Source organism: Bordetella sp. 2513F2 (assembly GCF_054642735.1).
This window is the reverse complement of the sequence record NZ_CM137755.1, coordinates 2,711,890-2,727,564: the sequence shown is the minus strand read 5'-3', so window position 1 is coordinate 2,727,564 and position 15,675 is coordinate 2,711,890. Positions and strand designations below refer to the sequence as shown.

General features: G+C 68.2%; 15 protein-coding genes. All 15 read left to right on the top strand.

Features of this window, described 5'->3' with window-relative positions; genetic code table 11:
* Nucleotides 1-145 precede the first annotated feature (145 nt).
* The 15 genes from ndk to ACYBYQ_RS12955 all read left to right on the top strand — a co-directional run bounded on the left by ndk (nucleotide 146) and on the right by ACYBYQ_RS12955 (nucleotide 15,588).
* On the top strand, nucleotides 146-571 hold the full coding sequence (ndk, locus tag ACYBYQ_RS13025; protein WP_459614600.1) for a nucleoside-diphosphate kinase: 426 nt from the start codon (nucleotides 146-148) through the stop codon (nucleotides 569-571).
* 4 nt (nucleotides 572-575) lie between these two features.
* Nucleotides 576-1,721: a dual-specificity RNA methyltransferase RlmN gene (gene rlmN / locus ACYBYQ_RS13020; protein WP_459614599.1), complete on the top strand. Its 1,146-nt coding sequence runs from the start codon at nucleotides 576-578 to the stop codon at nucleotides 1,719-1,721.
* Nucleotides 1,718-2,212, top strand: coding sequence for a helix-turn-helix domain-containing protein (locus ACYBYQ_RS13015; protein ID WP_459614598.1), 495 nt, complete (start codon nucleotides 1,718-1,720; stop codon nucleotides 2,210-2,212). Before rlmN ends, ACYBYQ_RS13015 begins: the two co-directional genes overlap by 4 nt.
* Nucleotides 2,213-2,226: 14 nt before the next feature.
* Nucleotides 2,227-3,510 (top strand): flavodoxin-dependent (E)-4-hydroxy-3-methylbut-2-enyl-diphosphate synthase, encoded by a 1,284-nt coding sequence (gene ispG, locus ACYBYQ_RS13010; RefSeq protein ID WP_459614597.1) that lies wholly within the window; start codon nucleotides 2,227-2,229, stop codon nucleotides 3,508-3,510.
* A 58-nt stretch (nucleotides 3,511-3,568) separates the two neighbouring features.
* Complete coding sequence (gene hisS / locus ACYBYQ_RS13005; RefSeq protein WP_459614596.1) at nucleotides 3,569-4,864, top strand: histidine--tRNA ligase; 1,296 nt, start codon at nucleotides 3,569-3,571, stop codon at nucleotides 4,862-4,864.
* Nucleotides 4,865-4,866: 2 nt separating this feature from the next.
* Nucleotides 4,867-5,505, top strand: coding sequence for a YfgM family protein (locus tag ACYBYQ_RS13000; protein ID WP_459614595.1), 639 nt, complete (start codon nucleotides 4,867-4,869; stop codon nucleotides 5,503-5,505).
* A 6-nt stretch (nucleotides 5,506-5,511) separates the two neighbouring features.
* Entirely contained in the window at nucleotides 5,512-6,669 is a 1,158-nt protein-coding gene (gene bamB, locus ACYBYQ_RS12995) for an outer membrane protein assembly factor BamB (protein WP_459614594.1), read from the top strand.
* A gap of 25 nt (nucleotides 6,670-6,694) precedes the next feature.
* A complete protein-coding gene (gene der / locus ACYBYQ_RS12990; protein ID WP_459614593.1) occupies nucleotides 6,695-8,050 on the top strand; it encodes a ribosome biogenesis GTPase Der in 1,356 nt (451 codons plus the stop codon).
* A gap of 2 nt (nucleotides 8,051-8,052) precedes the next feature.
* Nucleotides 8,053-9,126: a histidinol-phosphate transaminase gene (hisC, locus tag ACYBYQ_RS12985; RefSeq protein ID WP_459614592.1), complete on the top strand. Its 1,074-nt coding sequence runs from the start codon at nucleotides 8,053-8,055 to the stop codon at nucleotides 9,124-9,126.
* Between the two features lie 133 nt (nucleotides 9,127-9,259).
* Nucleotides 9,260-9,496, top strand: coding sequence for an RNA chaperone Hfq (gene hfq, locus ACYBYQ_RS12980; RefSeq protein WP_003810707.1), 237 nt, complete (start codon nucleotides 9,260-9,262; stop codon nucleotides 9,494-9,496).
* A gap of 116 nt (nucleotides 9,497-9,612) precedes the next feature.
* Complete coding sequence (hflX, locus tag ACYBYQ_RS12975; protein ID WP_459614591.1) at nucleotides 9,613-10,719, top strand: GTPase HflX; 1,107 nt, start codon at nucleotides 9,613-9,615, stop codon at nucleotides 10,717-10,719.
* Complete coding sequence (gene hflK, locus ACYBYQ_RS12970) at nucleotides 10,685-11,974, top strand: FtsH protease activity modulator HflK (RefSeq protein ID WP_459614590.1); 1,290 nt, start codon at nucleotides 10,685-10,687, stop codon at nucleotides 11,972-11,974. Before hflX ends, hflK begins: the two co-directional genes overlap by 35 nt.
* Before the next feature lie 17 nt (nucleotides 11,975-11,991).
* Nucleotides 11,992-12,894, top strand: a complete 903-nt coding sequence (gene hflC / locus ACYBYQ_RS12965; protein WP_459614589.1) for a protease modulator HflC — start codon at nucleotides 11,992-11,994, stop codon at nucleotides 12,892-12,894.
* Nucleotides 12,895-13,067: 173 nt separating this feature from the next.
* The gene (locus ACYBYQ_RS12960) at nucleotides 13,068-14,216 is read left to right on the top strand and encodes an ATP phosphoribosyltransferase regulatory subunit (RefSeq protein ID WP_459614588.1); all 1,149 of its coding nucleotides are present in this window, start codon (nucleotides 13,068-13,070) and stop codon (nucleotides 14,214-14,216) included.
* 76 nt (nucleotides 14,217-14,292) lie between these two features.
* Nucleotides 14,293-15,588: an adenylosuccinate synthase gene (locus ACYBYQ_RS12955; protein WP_459614587.1), complete on the top strand. Its 1,296-nt coding sequence runs from the start codon at nucleotides 14,293-14,295 to the stop codon at nucleotides 15,586-15,588.
* Nucleotides 15,589-15,675 lie beyond the last annotated feature (87 nt).

Here is a 15,675-nt window from a genome sequence, read left to right as displayed (position 1 = left end):
ACCGGAAGCACCCGCCGGCGCGCCGCATTTCGATGCACGCGCGACGGAGCACCGGGAGTAAGGCGCCTTGCGACGCCCGCCGGGCCGAAGGCTCGCGCGTCGCTTTCCTCTCACTTTTTTCGATACGCTCAGTTCTGGAGTTTTCATGTCCATCCAACGCACCCTCTCGATCATCAAGCCCGATGCCGTGGCCAAGAACGTCATCGGCCAGATCGTGGCCCGCTTCGAACAAGCCGGGCTGAAGGTGATCGCCGCCCGCATGCAGCAGCTGTCGCGCACCGACGCCGAGCGTTTCTACGCCGTGCACAAGGAGCGTCCCTTCTTCAAGGATCTGGTCGACTTCATGGTCTCCGGCCCGGTGTTCGTCCAGGTGCTCGAAGGCGAGAACGCCATCCAGAAGAACCGCGACCTGATGGGCGCCACCGATCCCAAGAAGGCCGAGAAGGGCACCATCCGTGCCGATTTCGCCGACAGCATCGACGCCAACGCCGTGCACGGCTCCGACGCGCCCGAAACGGCTGCCACCGAGATCGCCTTCTTCTTCCCCGAGATCAACATCCACAGCCGTTGATTCCATGACGACCGAACGCATCAACCTGCTGGGGCTGGATGCCGCCGCGCTGTCCGAGCAAGTCGGGCAGTGGGGCGGCAAGCCGTTCCGTGCCCGGCAGCTGCAGCGCTGGATACACCAGCGCGGCGCCGACGCGTTCGACGACATGACCGACCTGGCGCGGGATTTCCGCGCCACGCTGGCCGAGCGCGGCTGCATCCAGGCGCTGCCGGTCAGCGCCGAGCAGCGTTCGGCCGACGGCACGCGCAAGTGGCTGTTCGACGTGGGGCAGGGCAACGCCATCGAGACCGTGTTCATTCCCGAGGATGACCGCGGCACGCTGTGCGTGTCCAGCCAGGCCGGCTGCGTGGTGAACTGCCGCTTCTGTTCCACGGGCCACCAGGGCTTCAACCGCAATCTCACCACCGCCGAGATCATCGGGCAGCTGTGGTGGGCCAAGCGCGTGCTCGAGGCCGATGCGCCCGCTGCGCGGCTCGCCGGCGGCAAGGCCGGCGAAGATGCGCGCGTGATCAGCAATGTGGTCATGATGGGCATGGGCGAACCGCTGCTCAACTACGACCAGCTCGTGCCGGCCCTGAGGCTGATGCTCGACGACAATGCCTACGGCCTGTCGCGGCGCCGCGTCACGGTGTCCACCTCGGGCGTCGTGCCCATGATGGATCGCCTTTCGCAGGATTGTCCCGTGGCGATGGCCGTCTCCCTGCATGCGCCCAACGACGCCCTGCGCGACGAGCTGGTGCCGCTCAACAGGAAATACCCGCTGAAGGAGCTGCTGGCGGCGTGCGAACGCTATCTTGCCTACGCGCCACGCGACTTCATCACTTTCGAATACTGCATGCTCGACGGCATCAACGATACCGACCAGCATGCGCAGGAATTGATCCAGCTTGCCCGCCAGGTGCGCTGCAAGCTGAACCTGATTCCGTTCAATCCGTTCCCGGCTTCGGGCCTGAAGCGCTCGTCCGCCGCGCGCGTCAAGCTGTTCGCCCAGCGCCTGATGGACGCGGGCATCATCACCACGGTGCGCAAGACGCGCGGCGACGACATCGCCGCCGCCTGCGGGCAGCTCGCCGGCGAAGTCCAGGACCGCACCCGCATCACGGCCCGCAACGCGGCCCGCACCATCCCGATCGCACAGGTGTCCGCATGACGCAGGATTCCACCACGCCCATGACTGCCGCCGCCGCTCCGGCCGACGAACCGGCCTCCGTGGGCAGCGCGCTGCGCGCCCTGCGCACCGCCCGGGGCTGGTCCCTCGACGAGGTGTCCAGCCGCATCAAGTTCTCGCCGCGCCAGATCCAGGCGCTGGAAGAAGAGCGCTGGAACGACCTGCCTACCGGCATGCCGCTGCGCGGCCTGATCCGCAACTATGCGCGATTGCTGGGCGCCGATGGCGAGACCATCGCCGCCGCCGTCGAAGCGCCCGCCAGGGCGCCTGCGGCCACGCAGGCGGCGCCCCGGCGTACGCTGGGCTCGGCGGTCTCGGCCGGGGTGCCGGTCGAGGAAGACCGCGGCGGCCCATGGGGCTGGCTGCTGGCCATCCTGGCGGTGGTGGCCATCGCGGTGGGCTATGCCTTCTGGCAGGGCTGGCTGCCCCAGGAATGGCTGGCGTTCCAGTGGATACTGCCGGCGTCGCACTAGACGGGATGTCGCTCATGCAAGCTACGCCTTCCACTACCCATGTCGCGCCGCCGCCCGTCGGCCCTTCGGCCCGCCGCCTTACGCGCGCCGTCAAGATAAGCTGGCAGGACCGCGTGGTCACGGTGGGCGGGGGCGCCCCGGTGGTGGTCCAGTCCATGACCAACACCGACACGGCCGATGCCATCGCCACCGCCATACAGGTCAAGGAATTGGCCCAGGCCGGTTCCGAGGTCGTGCGCATCACGGTCAACACGCCCGAGGCCGCCCGCGAGGTGGCCGCGATCCGCGAGCAGCTCGATCGCATGGGCGTGTCGGTGCCGCTGGTGGGCGACTTCCACTACAACGGGCACAAGCTGCTCACGCAGTTCCCCGAGTGCGCCCAGGCCCTGTCCAAGTACCGCATCAACCCCGGCAACATGGGCGGCGGCAAGCGCCGCGACGACAACTTCGCCCAGATGATCGAGGTGGCCTGCCGCCACGGCAAGCCGGTGCGCATCGGCGTGAACTGGGGCAGCCTGGACCACGAGCTGATGGCGCGCAAGATGGACGAGAACAGCCGCCGGGCCCAGCCTTGGGAAGCCCAGGCCGTCATGCGCGATGCGCTGGTGGTCTCGGCCATCAGCAATGCGCAGCGCGCCGAGGAACTCGGCCTGCCGGGCGACGCCATCATCCTCTCGTGCAAGGTCAGCCACGTGCAGGACCTCATCGCCGTCTACCGCGACCTCTCCGTGCGTTGCGACTATCCCCTGCACCTGGGGCTCACCGAGGCCGGCATGGGCAGCAAGGGCATCGTCGCCTCCACGGCCGCGCTGGCCGTGCTGCTGCAGGAAGGCATCGGCGACACCATCCGCATCTCGCTCACCCCCGAGCCGGGCGGCGACCGCACGCGCGAGGCCATCGTGGCGCAGGAGATCCTGCAGACCATGGGCCTGCGCGCCTTCACGCCCATGGTGGTGGCCTGCCCGGGTTGCGGCCGCACCAGCAGCACCTACTTCCAGGAACTGGCCGACAGCATCCAGTCCTACCTGCGCCGGCAGATGCCCGTCTGGCGCACCCGCTATCCCGGCGTCGAGTCCATGAACGTCGCGGTCATGGGCTGCGTGGTCAACGGCCCCGGCGAGAGCCGCCACGCCGACATCGGCATCAGCCTGCCGGGCACCGGCGAGGTGCCCGCCGCGCCCGTCTTCATCGATGGCGAGCGTACCGTCACGCTGAAAGGCGAACGCATCGCCGAAGAGTTCCAGGCCATCGTCGAGGATTACGTGGCGCGCCGCTACGGCGCCCAGGCTTCCCATTGAGTACAGAGGAATCCGCCGCCGGGCGCCGCGCCGTGCGCCGGCCCGCGGCACCACACAGATGACGCAAGCATTCCAGAAAGTCTCCGCGATCCGCGGCATGAACGACGTGTTGCCCGGCGCCAGCGCGCGCTGGGAACGGTTCGAGGACATCGTGCGCGGCTGGCTGCGCAGCTATGGCTACCGCAATGTGCGCACGCCCGTGCTGGAGCACACCCGGCTGTTCGCGCGGGGCATCGGCGAGGTCACCGACATCGTCGAGAAGGAAATGTATACGTTCACCGATGCGCTCAACGGCGACTCGCTCACCATGCGGCCCGAGATGACGGCCGGCATCGTGCGCGCCAGCATCGAGCACAACCTGCTCTACGACCGGCCCCAGCGCGTATATTCGATCGGGCCGGTGTTCCGCCACGAGCGGCCGCAGCGCGGGCGCTATCGCCAGTTCCACCAGATCGACGTGGAGGCGCTGGGCTTTGCCGGCCCCGACGTGGACGCCGAGATGATCCTCATGCTGGCGCGGCTGTGGAAGCTGCTGGGCCTGCAGGACGTGCGCCTGGAACTCAATTCGCTGGGCCAGCCCGCCGAACGCGCCGCACATCGCGCCGCCCTGATCGAGCACCTGGAGCGCCACCAGGACATCCTCGACGAGGACGGCAAGCGTCGCCTGTACACCAATCCGCTGCGCGTGCTGGACACCAAGAACCCGGCCATGCAGGAAATGGCCGACAGCGCCCCGCGCCTGTTCGACTTCCTCGGCGCCGAGTCGCGCGCCCATTTCGACGGCCTGTGCGCCAGGCTGGAAGATGCCGGCATCGCCTTCCGTCTCAATCCGCGGCTGGTGCGCGGCCTCGACTACTACAACCTCACCGTGTTCGAGTGGGTCACCGACCGGCTGGGCGCGCAGGGCACGGTGTGCGGCGGCGGCCGCTATGATGGCCTGATCGAGCTGCTCGGCGGCCGGCCGGCGCCCGCGGTGGGCTTTGCCATCGGCATGGAGCGGCTGCTCGACCTCTGGGAGCAGAGCACCGAGCTGGAATCGCCGTCCGAATGCGAGGTCTACATGGTGCACCAGGGCGAAGAGGCCCAGCGCCTGGCCGCCCGCGTGGCCGAGGACCTCCGCGACGCCGGCCTGGACGTCATCGTGCATGCCGGAGCCGCGAGCTTCAAGGCCCAGTTCAAGCGGGCTGACGCCAGCGGCGCGCGCGTTGCGGTTATTCTTGGCGGCGATGAAGTCGCCAGCCGCAGCGCCAGCGTCAAGTTCCTGCGGGCCGACGACCAGGCGGGCGAGGGCGCCCAGCAGCAGGTGGCGCTGGACCAGCTGGCAGCATTCCTGAATACCAAGACCAAGGCTTGAGCATGGCATACGATCTCGAAGAACAGGAAAAACTCGACGCCATCAAGGCGTGGTGGGCGCGCTACGGCGTCATGGTGGTCACGCTGGCGGTCGTGGTGGCCCTGGCCCTGGCCGGCTGGTGGGGCTGGAAGGCCTATCACAACTATCGCGCCAACCAGGCCATGGGCTACTTCGAGGCGCTCGAAGACGCCGCCCGACTGGGCGGCGCCGATTCCGCGGTGCGCATCAAGGCGGCGGCCGAAACCCTGCGCACCGACTATGCCGGCACCGGCTATGCCGCCCGCGGGGCCCTGGTGGCCGCCGAGGCGCTGGCCGCCCAGAAGGATGTCGACGGCGCGCGCGAGCAACTGCAATGGCTGGCCGGCCGCAAGAACCAGCCCGCGCTGCAGCCGGTGGCTCGCCTGCGCCTTGCCGGCCTGCTGCTCGACCAGCAACAGTACGACGAGGCGCTCAAGCAGCTCGACAATCCGCCTGCGGCGTTCACCGCGCTGTACGCCGACCGCCGCGGCGACATCCTGGCTGCGCAGGGCAAGGCCGACGAGGCCCGCAAGGCATGGCAGCAGGCGCTCGAGGCGCTGGGTGCCGGCCATCCCCTGACGCAGGTCGTGCAACTCAAACTCGATGCCCTGAGCGGAGCCTGATTCCCCATGCGTATTTCCCGTCCCGGCCGCGCTTGGCGTGGCGCCCTGTTTGCCGGCGCACTGTTTGCCCTTGCCGGCTGCTCCCTGTTTTCCGGCGACGACGATCGCTACGCGCCGGCGGAACTCACCGAATACGCTCCGGGCATGTCGGTGCGCGTGTTGTGGACGGCCGAAGTGGGCAGCGGCTCGGGCCTGGGCTTCGCGCCCACCGTGCTGGGCGATGCGGTATACGCCGCCACGCCCGACGGTTCGGTGGGCAAGTTCGACCTGCTCAGCGGCCGCGCGCTGTGGAAGGCCTCGGCCGACGCCGACCTGTCGGCCGGCGCGGGCAGCGACGGCACCACGACTGCCGTGGCCACGCCCTCGGGCGAGGTCATCGCGTTCGACGACACCGGCAAGATCAAGTGGAAGGCCCGGGCCACCAGCGATGTGGCGATACCGCCCGTGGTGGGGTTCGGGGCCGTGGTGGTGCGCAGCGGCGACTACCGCATCCAGGCATTCGATGCCCAGACCGGCGACCGGCTCTGGAGCCTGCAGCGGCCGGGCCCCGCCCTGGCGCTGCGCAGCGTCGCGCAGATGGTCATGGTCGAAGGCCTGGTCATCACCGGCCTGCCGGGGGGCAAGCTGCTCGCCATCAACGCGGCCAGCGGCAACGTGCAATGGGAAGGCACCGTGGCCACGCCGCGCGGCGCCACCGACCTCGAGCGGCTCACCGACGTGGTGGGCGTGCCGCGCGTGGCGGGCCGCCTGCTGTGTGCCGTCGCCTACCAGGGCCGCATCGTGTGCTTCGACGTGGCGGCCGGCGGCCGCCCGCTGTGGAGCCACGACTTCTCCAGCTCCACCGGCCTGGTCCTGGACGACGCCCGGGTCTACGCCGCAGACCAGAACAGCGTGGTCAATGCCTTCGCCATCGACAGCGGCGCCAACGTCTGGAAGCAGTCGGCGCTGCGCAACCGCAACGTCACCGCGCCGGCCCTGCTGTCGGGCGCACTGGCCGTGGGCGACCTGGAAGGCTACGTGCATTTCCTGTCGCGCGACGACGGCCGCCTGCTGGCCCGCCTCTCGGTCGGCGGCGATGCCATCGTGACGCCGCCGCAGACCACGTCGCAGGGCGTGCTGGTGCAGACCGGCGACGGCGACCTGGTGCTGGTCGGCAACAATTGAACCTCCTGACGACGAACCTCACACCGTGTCCTTCAAGCCTGTCGTAGCCCTGGTCGGCCGCCCCAATGTGGGCAAGTCGACCCTCTTCAACCGCCTGACGCGCTCGCGCGCCGCGCTGGTGGCCGACTATTCCGGCCTCACGCGCGACCGGCACTACGGCGAGGGCAGGGTGGGGGATACGCCCTTCATCGTGGTCGACACCGGCGGTTTCGAGCCCGTGGCCAAGAGCGGCATCCTCATGGAAATGGCCCGGCAGACGCGCCAGGCCATCGCCGAGGCCGACGTGGTGGTGTTCCTCGTCGATGCGCGCGCCGGCGTCAATGCGCACGACCACGAGATCGCGCGGCTGCTGCGCAAGTCCGGGCAGCAGCGCGTGGTGCTGGCGGTCAACAAGGCCGAAGGCATGGGCACGGGCAGCGCCACCGGCGAGTTCCACGAGCTCGGCCTGGGCCAGCCCCAGCCGATCTCGGCCGCCCACGGCGACGGCATCGTGGACCTGATCGAGACCGCGCTCAGCGGCCTGGTGCCTCCCGTCGAGGAACTGGCCGAGGCCAGCGAGGGCGAAGCGCCCGACCATCGCATCAAGCTGGCCATCGTGGGCCGGCCGAACGTGGGCAAGTCCACCCTGATCAATACGCTGCTGGGCGAGGAGCGCGTCATTGCCTTCGACCTGCCCGGCACCACGCGCGACGCCATCGAGATCGAGTTCGAACGCGACGGCCGCAAGTACACGCTCATCGACACCGCCGGGCTGCGCAAGCGCGGCAAGGTGTTCGAGGCGGTCGAGAAATTCTCGGTCATCAAGACCCTGCAGGCCATCGAGGCCAGCAACGTGGTGCTGCTGATGCTCGACGCCCAGGCCGAGATCTCCGAGCAGGATGCGCACATTGCCGGCTTCGTGCTCGAGACGGGCCGTGCGGTCGTGGTCGCCATCAACAAATGGGACGGCCTGGACAGCGAGCAGCGCGAGCGCATCGAGCGCGAATTCCAGCGCAAGCTGCGCTTCCTGTCGTTTGCGCGCATGCATACCATTTCGGCCCTGAAGGGCCAGGGCATCAAGCCGCTGCTCAAGTCCGTCAACGCGGCCCATGCAGCGGCCTTCGCCAAGCTCTCCACGCCGCGCCTGACGCGCGAACTGCACGTCGCCGTCGAGCAGCAGCCGCCGCCGCGCAAGGGCATCTTCCGGCCCAAGATGCGCTACGCGCACCAGGGCGGGCAGAATCCACCTCTGGTGATCATCCACGGCAACGCACTGGATGCGGTGCCCGATTCCTATCGGCGCTACCTCGAGACGCGTTTCCGCAATGCCTTCGACCTTGCCGGCACGCCGCTGCGCATCGAATTCAAGTCCTCGCGCAATCCGTACACGCAGGAAAGCTGACCATGAGCCGCTACTGGAGCCCCGTCGTCGGGGCGCTGAGCCCCTATGTGCCGGGCGAGCAGCCCAAGCTGCAGAACCTCGTCAAGCTCAACACCAACGAGAATCCGTACGGCCCATCGCCCCGCGCGCTCGAGGCCATGCGTTCGGCCTGCGACGAGGCGCTGCGCCTGTATCCCGATCCGTCGTCCGACCGGCTGCGCGAAGCCGTGGCCGACACCTACGGCGTGGCGCCCGGGCAGGTGTTCGTGGGCAATGGCTCCGACGAGGTGCTGGCGCACGTTTTCCACGCGTTCTTCCAGAAAGAGCGGCCGCTGCGCTTTCCCGACATCACCTACAGCTTCTACCCGGTGTACTGCGGCCTGTACGGCGTGCCGTACCAGGCCATACCGCTCACCGCCGACTTCCGCATCGATCCGGCCGACTACCTGCCCGGCGCGGCCGGTCCGGCCGGCGGCATCATCTTCCCCAATCCCAATGCGCCAACCGGCCGGGCCCTGGCGCGCGGCGACGTGGCCCGCATCGCGGCCGCGAACCCGGATGCCGTGGTGGTGGTCGACGAGGCCTACGTGGATTTCGGGGCCGAGTCGGCCGTGCCGCTGGTGGCCGAGCACGGCAACCTGCTGGTGGTGCACACCCTGTCGAAGTCGCGCTCGCTCGCCGGGCTGCGGGTGGGCTATGCCATAGGCGGGCCCGAGCTGGTGGACGGCCTGCAGCGCGTGAAGAACAGCTTCAACTCCTACCCCGTCGACCGCGTGGCCGAGGCCGGAGCGGCGGCGGCGATGCGCGACACGGCGTATTTCGAGCAGACCCGCGGCGCCGTGGTGGCCAGCCGCGAACGGCTGTCCCGTTCGCTGCAGGCGCTGGGCTTCGAGGTGCTGCCGTCGTCGGCCAATTTCGTCTTCGCCCGCCACCCCGCGCATGACGCCGCCGGACTGGCGGCGGGGCTGCGCGAGCGCGGCATCATCGTGCGCCATTTCCGCCAGCCGCGCATCGACCAATTCCTGCGCATAACCGTCGGCACCGACACGCAATGCGACATGCTGGTGCAGGCCTTGCAGGAATTATCGAAAAACTGAGATTTCCCGGGATCTTATTGAAAACTCTGGTGTCATATTGCTCCGTGCCCCAAGTGGCACGGGCCGGGAAAACCCGGTAGAGTACTGATTCCGGCGTCTGCCACCATTTACCAGAAGAAAAGGAGCCTGGCCTATGAGCAATAAAGGGCAAACTCTGCAAGATCCGTTCCTGAACACGCTGCGCAAAGAACATGTGCCCGTGTCCATCTATCTCGTGAACGGCATCAAACTCCAAGGGCAAATCGAATCGTTCGACCAGTATGTAGTCCTGCTGCGCAACACCGTCACCCAGATGGTGTACAAGCATGCCATTTCCACCGTCGTCCCGGCCCGGGCCGTCAATTTCCAGGTGGAAGTCCCCGCTGAGTAAGCACCAGGCTCCGGTCGTAGTACCTTTATTGCCCGCCGAGCGCGTTGCGCCGGCGGGCATTTTCACCTCAGGGCACCCTCCAGATTGAAAAGCCTCGGTTCCATAATGGTGCACTCATGCGCGCACTGATCATCAGCGTCGACTCCGGCAACCCCGACCACGCCGCCCATGCGGAGGAATTCGCCATGCTGGCGCGCGGCGCCGGCGCGGAGATCGTGGGCACGCTGGAAGTGCGGCGCGACCGTCCCGACGCCAAGTTCTACATCGGCTCGGGCAAGGTCGAGGAGGGCGTGGCCATGGCAGGCGCCCAGCTGGCCGACATCGTGCTGTTCGACCAGCCTCTTTCGCCGGCGCAGCAGCGCAATCTCGAGCGCGAGTTCAACCTGCGCGTCGTTGATCGCGTGGCCCTGATCCTGGACATCTTCGCCCTGCGGGCCAAGAGCCATGAGGGCAAGCTGCAGGTCGAGCTCGCCCAGCTGCAGCACCTGGCCACGCGGCTCACGCGGCTCTGGACCCACCTCGAGCGCCAGCGCGGCGGCATCGGCATGCGCGGCCCGGGCGAATCCCAGCTCGAGATGGACCGTCGCATGATCGGCGCCAAGGTCAAGATCCTGCGAGAACGGCTCGACCGCGTCGAGCGCCAGCGGGTCACGCAGCGCAGGGCGCGCGCCCGTGGCGGCGCGCTGTCAGTTTCGCTGGTGGGCTATACCAACGCCGGCAAGTCCACGCTGTTCAATGCGCTGACTCGCGCGGGCGCCTACGCTGCCGACCAGCTGTTCGCCACCCTGGATACCACCACGCGCCGGATCTGGATCGAAGGGGCGGGCTCGGTGGTGCTGTCGGATACGGTGGGCTTCATCCGCGACCTGCCGCCCAACCTCATCGCGGCCTTCCGCGCCACGCTCGAGGAAACGGTGCATGCCGATCTGCTGTTGCACGTGGTGGATGCCGCCAGTCCGCAGCGCGACGAGCAGGTGGCCGAGGTCGACAAGGTGCTGGCCGAGATCGGTGCTGCCGGCATCCCCACTATCCTGGTTTACAACAAGATCGATCGCGCCGGTCTTGCCCCCCGGGTCGACCGTGATGCACATGGTACGATTGCGCGAATATTTGTCAGCGCTGCCGAGCGCGCCGGTCTGGATGCGTTGCGCGGGGCAATTGCAGAGATCGGTCGGGTTGTGGGAAACAATGCCTCGAATCACCAAACTCTTCAATCTGAATGACCCAGGCTGGGGCCGCGGCAACAGCAACGGTTCCGAACCGCCACGACGTCCCAAGAACGACGGTGGCCCGCCCGATCTCGACGAGGTCTGGCGCGATTTCAACAACCGCATAGGCTCGCTGTTCGGCCGCAAGGGCGGGGGCGGCGGCAATCGTCCCGGCCGCGGCGGCCTCACTCCGCCGTCGCCTCGCGGGGCGCGCATCGGCCTGGGCCTCATCGTGGGCGTGGCCGTGGCGCTGTGGCTGGCCAGCGGCTTCTTCATCGTCCAGGAAGGCCAGGTGGCGGTGGTCACCCAGTTCGGCAAATACAAGGCCACTGCGCCGGCCGGCTTCCAGTGGCGCATGCCGTATCCCATCCAGAGCCACGAGATGGTCAACATCTCGCAGCTGCGCACCTTCGAAGTGGGCTTCCGGGGCAACGCGCGCAACAAGGTGCTGCCCGAGGCGCTGATGCTGACCACCGACGAGAACATCGTCGACATGCAGTTCGTGGTGCAGTATCGCCTGGGCCCCGACGGCGCGCCCGACTACCTCTTCAAGATGCGCGACCCGGACGACGCCGTGCGCCAGGCCGCCGAAACCGCCATGCGCGAGATCGTGGGCAGGAAGCCCATGGACTTCGTGCTCTACGAGGGCCGCACCGAGGTCGCAGCCGAGGTGCAGGCGCTCATGCAGCAGATCCTCGACCGCTATTCGGCGGGCATCCAGCTCAGCACCGTGGCCATCCAGAACGTGCAGCCGCCCGAGCAGGTGCAGGCCGCCTTCGACGACGCCGTCAAGGCCGGCCAGGACCGCGAGCGCCAGATCAACGAGGGCGAGGCCTACGCCAACCAGGTCGTGCCGCTGGCAGCCGGCCAGGCGTCGCGCATGGTCGAGCAGGCCGAAGGCTACAAGGCCAAGGTGGTGGGCGACGCCCAGGGTAACGCCGCGCGCTTCAGCTCCATCCTGGCCGAATACGAGAAGGCGCCGCAGATCATGCGCGAGCGCATGTACCTCGAAACCATGCAGGAGATCTTCACCAACGCCAGCAAGGTCATGGTCGACTCCAAGAGCAACAACAACATGCTCTACCTGCCGCTCGACAAGATCATGCAGCAGACGGCCAGGGAAGCCTCCAGGCCCGCCCAGCCGGGCAGCAGCCTGGGCCTGCCCGGCGCCAGCCAGCCGTCCATTCCCCAACCTCCGGCCCGTCCGTCGGGCTCGAACGCCGCGAACGGCAGCGACAGCACGCTGACCCGCGATCGCTCGTCGCGCTAACCGGAGGAATTCACATCATGCAACGTCTCATGCCCATCCTGGTCGGCCTGCTCATCGTCCTGGCCGCTCTGTCTTCCTGCGTGTTCGTGGTGCGCGAGCGCGACTACGCCCTGGTGTTCTCGCTGGGCGAAGTGCGCAAGGTCATCAGCGAACCCGGGTTGTACTTCAAGGCTCCGCCGCCGTTCCAGAACATCGTCACGCTCGACAAGCGCATCCTCACCATCGAGTCCACCGATGCCGAGCGCATCCAGACGTCCGAGAAGAAGAACCTGCTGATCGATTCCTACGTCAAGTGGCGCATCGCCGATCCGCGGCTCTACTACATCACCTTCGGCGGCAACGAGCGTGCCGCCCAGGAGCGCCTGCAGGCCCAGATCCGCGACGCCCTCAACGCCTCGGTCAACGTGCGCACCGTCAAGGACGTGGTCTCGCTCGAGCGCGACAAGATCATGACCGAGATCCTCTCCAACGTGCAGCGGCGCGCCGAGCCCCTGGGCGTGCAGGTGGTCGACGTGCGGCTGCGCCGCATCGAGTTTGCGCCCGAGATCTCCGAATCGGTGTATCGCCGCATGGAGGCCGAGCGCACCCGGGTGGCCAATGAACTGCGTTCGCTCGGCGCGGCCGAAAGCGAGCGGATCCGCGCCGAAGCCGATCGCCAGCGCGAGGTGATCGTGGCCCAGGCCTACGCCAAGGCACAGGCCACCATGGGCGAGGGCGATGCCGAAGCCAGCCGGATCTACGCCGAGGCATTCGGCCGGAATCCGGAGTTCTACCAGTACTACAAGAGCCTGGAGGCCTACCGCCACGCCTTCTCCAAGCCTGGCGACGTGCTGGTGGTGGATCCCAGCTCCGAGTTCTTCGACTACTTCAAGGACCCCCGCGGCGGCGTGCCCGCCCCGGCGCCCAGCGCCGAACGCTGACGCGGCGTCCCGGGCGGCCGGGCGGGGCAGCCTAGGCTCCCCCGCCCGGATCCATGTACAATACCGCGTAAGCTACAAAACATTCCGCATGCGGCTGAGCGGGCTTACGCCCCTCGGCCGCTTTTCGTTTGGGCAACGCCCGGCCAGTGCCGGGCGTTATTCTGGTGGATTTCATGGGTAACTGGTTGCTGCCCGAAGGCTTTGCCGACGTCCTGCCGGCCGAGGCTCGGCGCATCGAGGAATTGCGCCGCAAGCTGCTCGACCTGTATCGCACCTACGGCTTCGAGCTGGTCGCGCCGCCGCTGGTGGAGTACATCGACTCGCTGCTCTCCGGCACCGGCTCCGACCTGAACCTGCGCACCTGCAAGCTGATCGACCAATTGTCCGGCCGCACGCTGGGCGTGCGTGCCGACATGACGGCGCAGGTCACGCGCATCGACGCCCACCTGCTCAATCGCGCCGGCGTCACGCGGCTGTGCTACTGCGGCCATGTGCTGCATGCCCGGCCGGCCGACCTGCTGTCCAGCCGCGAGCTGCTGCAGATCGGCGCCGAGATATACGGGCACGCCGGCTTCGAGGCCGACCTCGAGATCGTCCAGCTGGTGCTCGAAACCCTCGATATCGCCGGCGTGCGCGAACCCCGGCTCGACCTCTGCCATCCCGGGGTGTTGCGGGCCATCCTCGAGTCCGACCCCGCTGCGGCGGCGCAGGCCGAGAACATCATCATGCTGCTGCGCGAAAAAGACGTCCCCGGCCTGGGCGCGCTGGGCGCAGACGTGCGGGCCGACACCCTGCAGGCGCTGCGCGCCTTGCCCGACCTCTACGGCGGCCCGGAAATCATCGCCCAGGCCCGCCAGCAGCTGTCTGCCCATGCCGGCGTGGGCGCGGCGCTCGACGCGCTGCAGATCCTCGTCGACGCGCTGCCCCAGGTGCCGCTCAGTGTGGACCTCGCCGACGTGGGCGGCTATGGTTACCATTCGGGTGTCACGTTTTCGGTGTACGCCGAAGGCTGGCACGACGCGCTGGTGCGCGGCGGCCGGTACGACGACGTGAGCCGGGCCTTCGGCCGCGCCAGGCCCGCCACCGGCTTCAGCCTGGACCTGCGCAAGCTGGCCGCCGGCCTGTCGCCGGCCGGGCGCGCGGGCGCCGTGCGCGCGCCCTGGGGGCAGGATGCCTCGCTCGCCGAGGCCGTGCGCAAGCTGCGCCGCTCGGGCGAGATCGTCGTGCAGGTCCTGCCGGGCCACGAGCACGACCAGGACGAGTTCGTGTTCGACCGCGAACTGGCGCTGCGGGATGGCGCCTGGGTAGTAACACCAATCTGACTAACTCCCGTCCGGCAACGGACGGGCCGCGGGGAGATTTCCGGATTTCCCGAGAAACTCGAGATTTGATTCGAAAATGAGCAAGAACGTAGTCGTGATCGGCACCCAGTGGGGTGACGAGGGCAAAGGCAAGATCGTCGATTGGCTGGCTGAGTCCGTACAGGGCGTCGTGCGCTTCCAGGGTGGCCACAATGCCGGCCACACCCTGTGGATCAACGGCAAGAAAACCATCCTGCGGCTGATCCCGTCGGGCATCATGCATCCGGGCGTCACGTGCTACATCGGCAACGGCGTCGTGCTGTCGCCCGAGGCGCTGCTCAAGGAAATCGAGGAACTCGAGGCGGCCGGCCTGGACGTGCGTTCGCGCCTGCAGGTCTCCGAAGTCTGCCCCCTGATCCTGCCGTACCACGTGGCCGTGGACAAGGCGCGCGAGAACCGCAAGGGTGAGGCCAAGATCGGCACCACCGGACGCGGCATCGGCCCGGCCTACGAAGACAAGGTGGCGCGCCGCGCCATCCGCGTCCAGGATCTCTTCAATCCCCAGCTCTTCGACGAGAAGCTCGCCGAGGTGCTCGACTACCACAACTTCGTGCTCACCCAGTACCTGGGCGCCGAAGCCGTGTCCGCCAACGAAGTGCGCGACCAGGCCATGGCGCTGGCGCCGGCCATCGCGCCCATGGTCAAGGACGTGTCCAGCAACCTGTATGCGCTCCAGCAGGAAGGCAAGAGCCTGCTGTTCGAAGGCGCGCAGGGCGCGCTGCTCGACGTGGACCACGGCACCTACCCGTTCGTCACCAGCAGCAATTGCCTGGCGGGCGCCGCCTCGGCCGGCGCCGGCGTGGGTCCGCAGTCGCTGCATTACGTGCTGGGCATCACCAAGGCCTACACCACGCGCGTGGGATCCGGCCCGTTCCCCACCGAACTGGTCGACGAGATCGGCACCCGCCTGGCCACCATCGGCAAGGAATTCGGTTCGGTCACCGGCCGTCCCCGCCGCTGCGGCTGGTTCGACGGCGCGGCGCTCAAGCGTTCGGTCCGCCTGAACGGCATCTCCGGCCTGTGCATCACCAAGCTCGACGTGCTCGACGGCCTCGAAACCATCCGCCTCGGCGTGGGCTACCGCGTGGGCGAAGACTTCCGCGACGTGCTGCCCTACGGCGCCCACGCCGTGGCGCAGGCGCAGCCGGTATTCGAGGAGCTGCCCGGCTGGAGCGAATCCACCGTCGGCATCACCGAATACGCCAAGCTTCCCGCCAATGCCCGCCGCTACCTCGAGCGCGTGGCCGAAGTCTGCGGCGTGCCCATCGACCTCGTGTCCACCGGCCCCGACCGCAACGAAACCATCGTGCTGCGCCACCCGCTGAAGGGCTGAGGCCGCCCGCCGGCGGCCCGCCAGCGGCGGCCGCCGGGTTATGATCTACCAGGCCGCCCGCGGTGATCCGCGGGCGGCCTTTCGCAT

Excerpts from the sequence above, each read along its gene's own strand:
- ndk (WP_459614600.1), top strand. The coding sequence starts at position 146 with ATGTCCATCCAACGCACCCTCTCGATCATCAAGCCCGATGCCGTGGCC.
- rlmN (WP_459614599.1), top strand. The coding sequence starts at position 576 with ATGACGACCGAACGCATCAACCTGCTGGGGCTGGATGCCGCCGCGCTG.
- ACYBYQ_RS13015 (WP_459614598.1), top strand. The coding sequence starts at position 1,718 with ATGACGCAGGATTCCACCACGCCCATGACTGCCGCCGCCGCTCCGGCC.
- ispG (WP_459614597.1), top strand. The coding sequence starts at position 2,227 with ATGCAAGCTACGCCTTCCACTACCCATGTCGCGCCGCCGCCCGTCGGC.
- hisS (WP_459614596.1), top strand. The coding sequence starts at position 3,569 with ATGACGCAAGCATTCCAGAAAGTCTCCGCGATCCGCGGCATGAACGAC.
- ACYBYQ_RS13000 (WP_459614595.1), top strand. The coding sequence starts at position 4,867 with ATGGCATACGATCTCGAAGAACAGGAAAAACTCGACGCCATCAAGGCG.
- bamB (WP_459614594.1), top strand. The coding sequence starts at position 5,512 with ATGCGTATTTCCCGTCCCGGCCGCGCTTGGCGTGGCGCCCTGTTTGCC.
- hisC (WP_459614592.1), top strand. The coding sequence starts at position 8,053 with ATGAGCCGCTACTGGAGCCCCGTCGTCGGGGCGCTGAGCCCCTATGTG.
- hfq (WP_003810707.1), top strand. The coding sequence starts at position 9,260 with ATGAGCAATAAAGGGCAAACTCTGCAAGATCCGTTCCTGAACACGCTG.
- hflX (WP_459614591.1), top strand. The coding sequence starts at position 9,613 with ATGCGCGCACTGATCATCAGCGTCGACTCCGGCAACCCCGACCACGCC.
- hflK (WP_459614590.1), top strand. The coding sequence starts at position 10,685 with ATGCCTCGAATCACCAAACTCTTCAATCTGAATGACCCAGGCTGGGGC.
- hflC (WP_459614589.1), top strand. The coding sequence starts at position 11,992 with ATGCAACGTCTCATGCCCATCCTGGTCGGCCTGCTCATCGTCCTGGCC.
- ACYBYQ_RS12960 (WP_459614588.1), top strand. The coding sequence starts at position 13,068 with ATGGGTAACTGGTTGCTGCCCGAAGGCTTTGCCGACGTCCTGCCGGCC.
- ACYBYQ_RS12955 (WP_459614587.1), top strand. The coding sequence starts at position 14,293 with ATGAGCAAGAACGTAGTCGTGATCGGCACCCAGTGGGGTGACGAGGGC.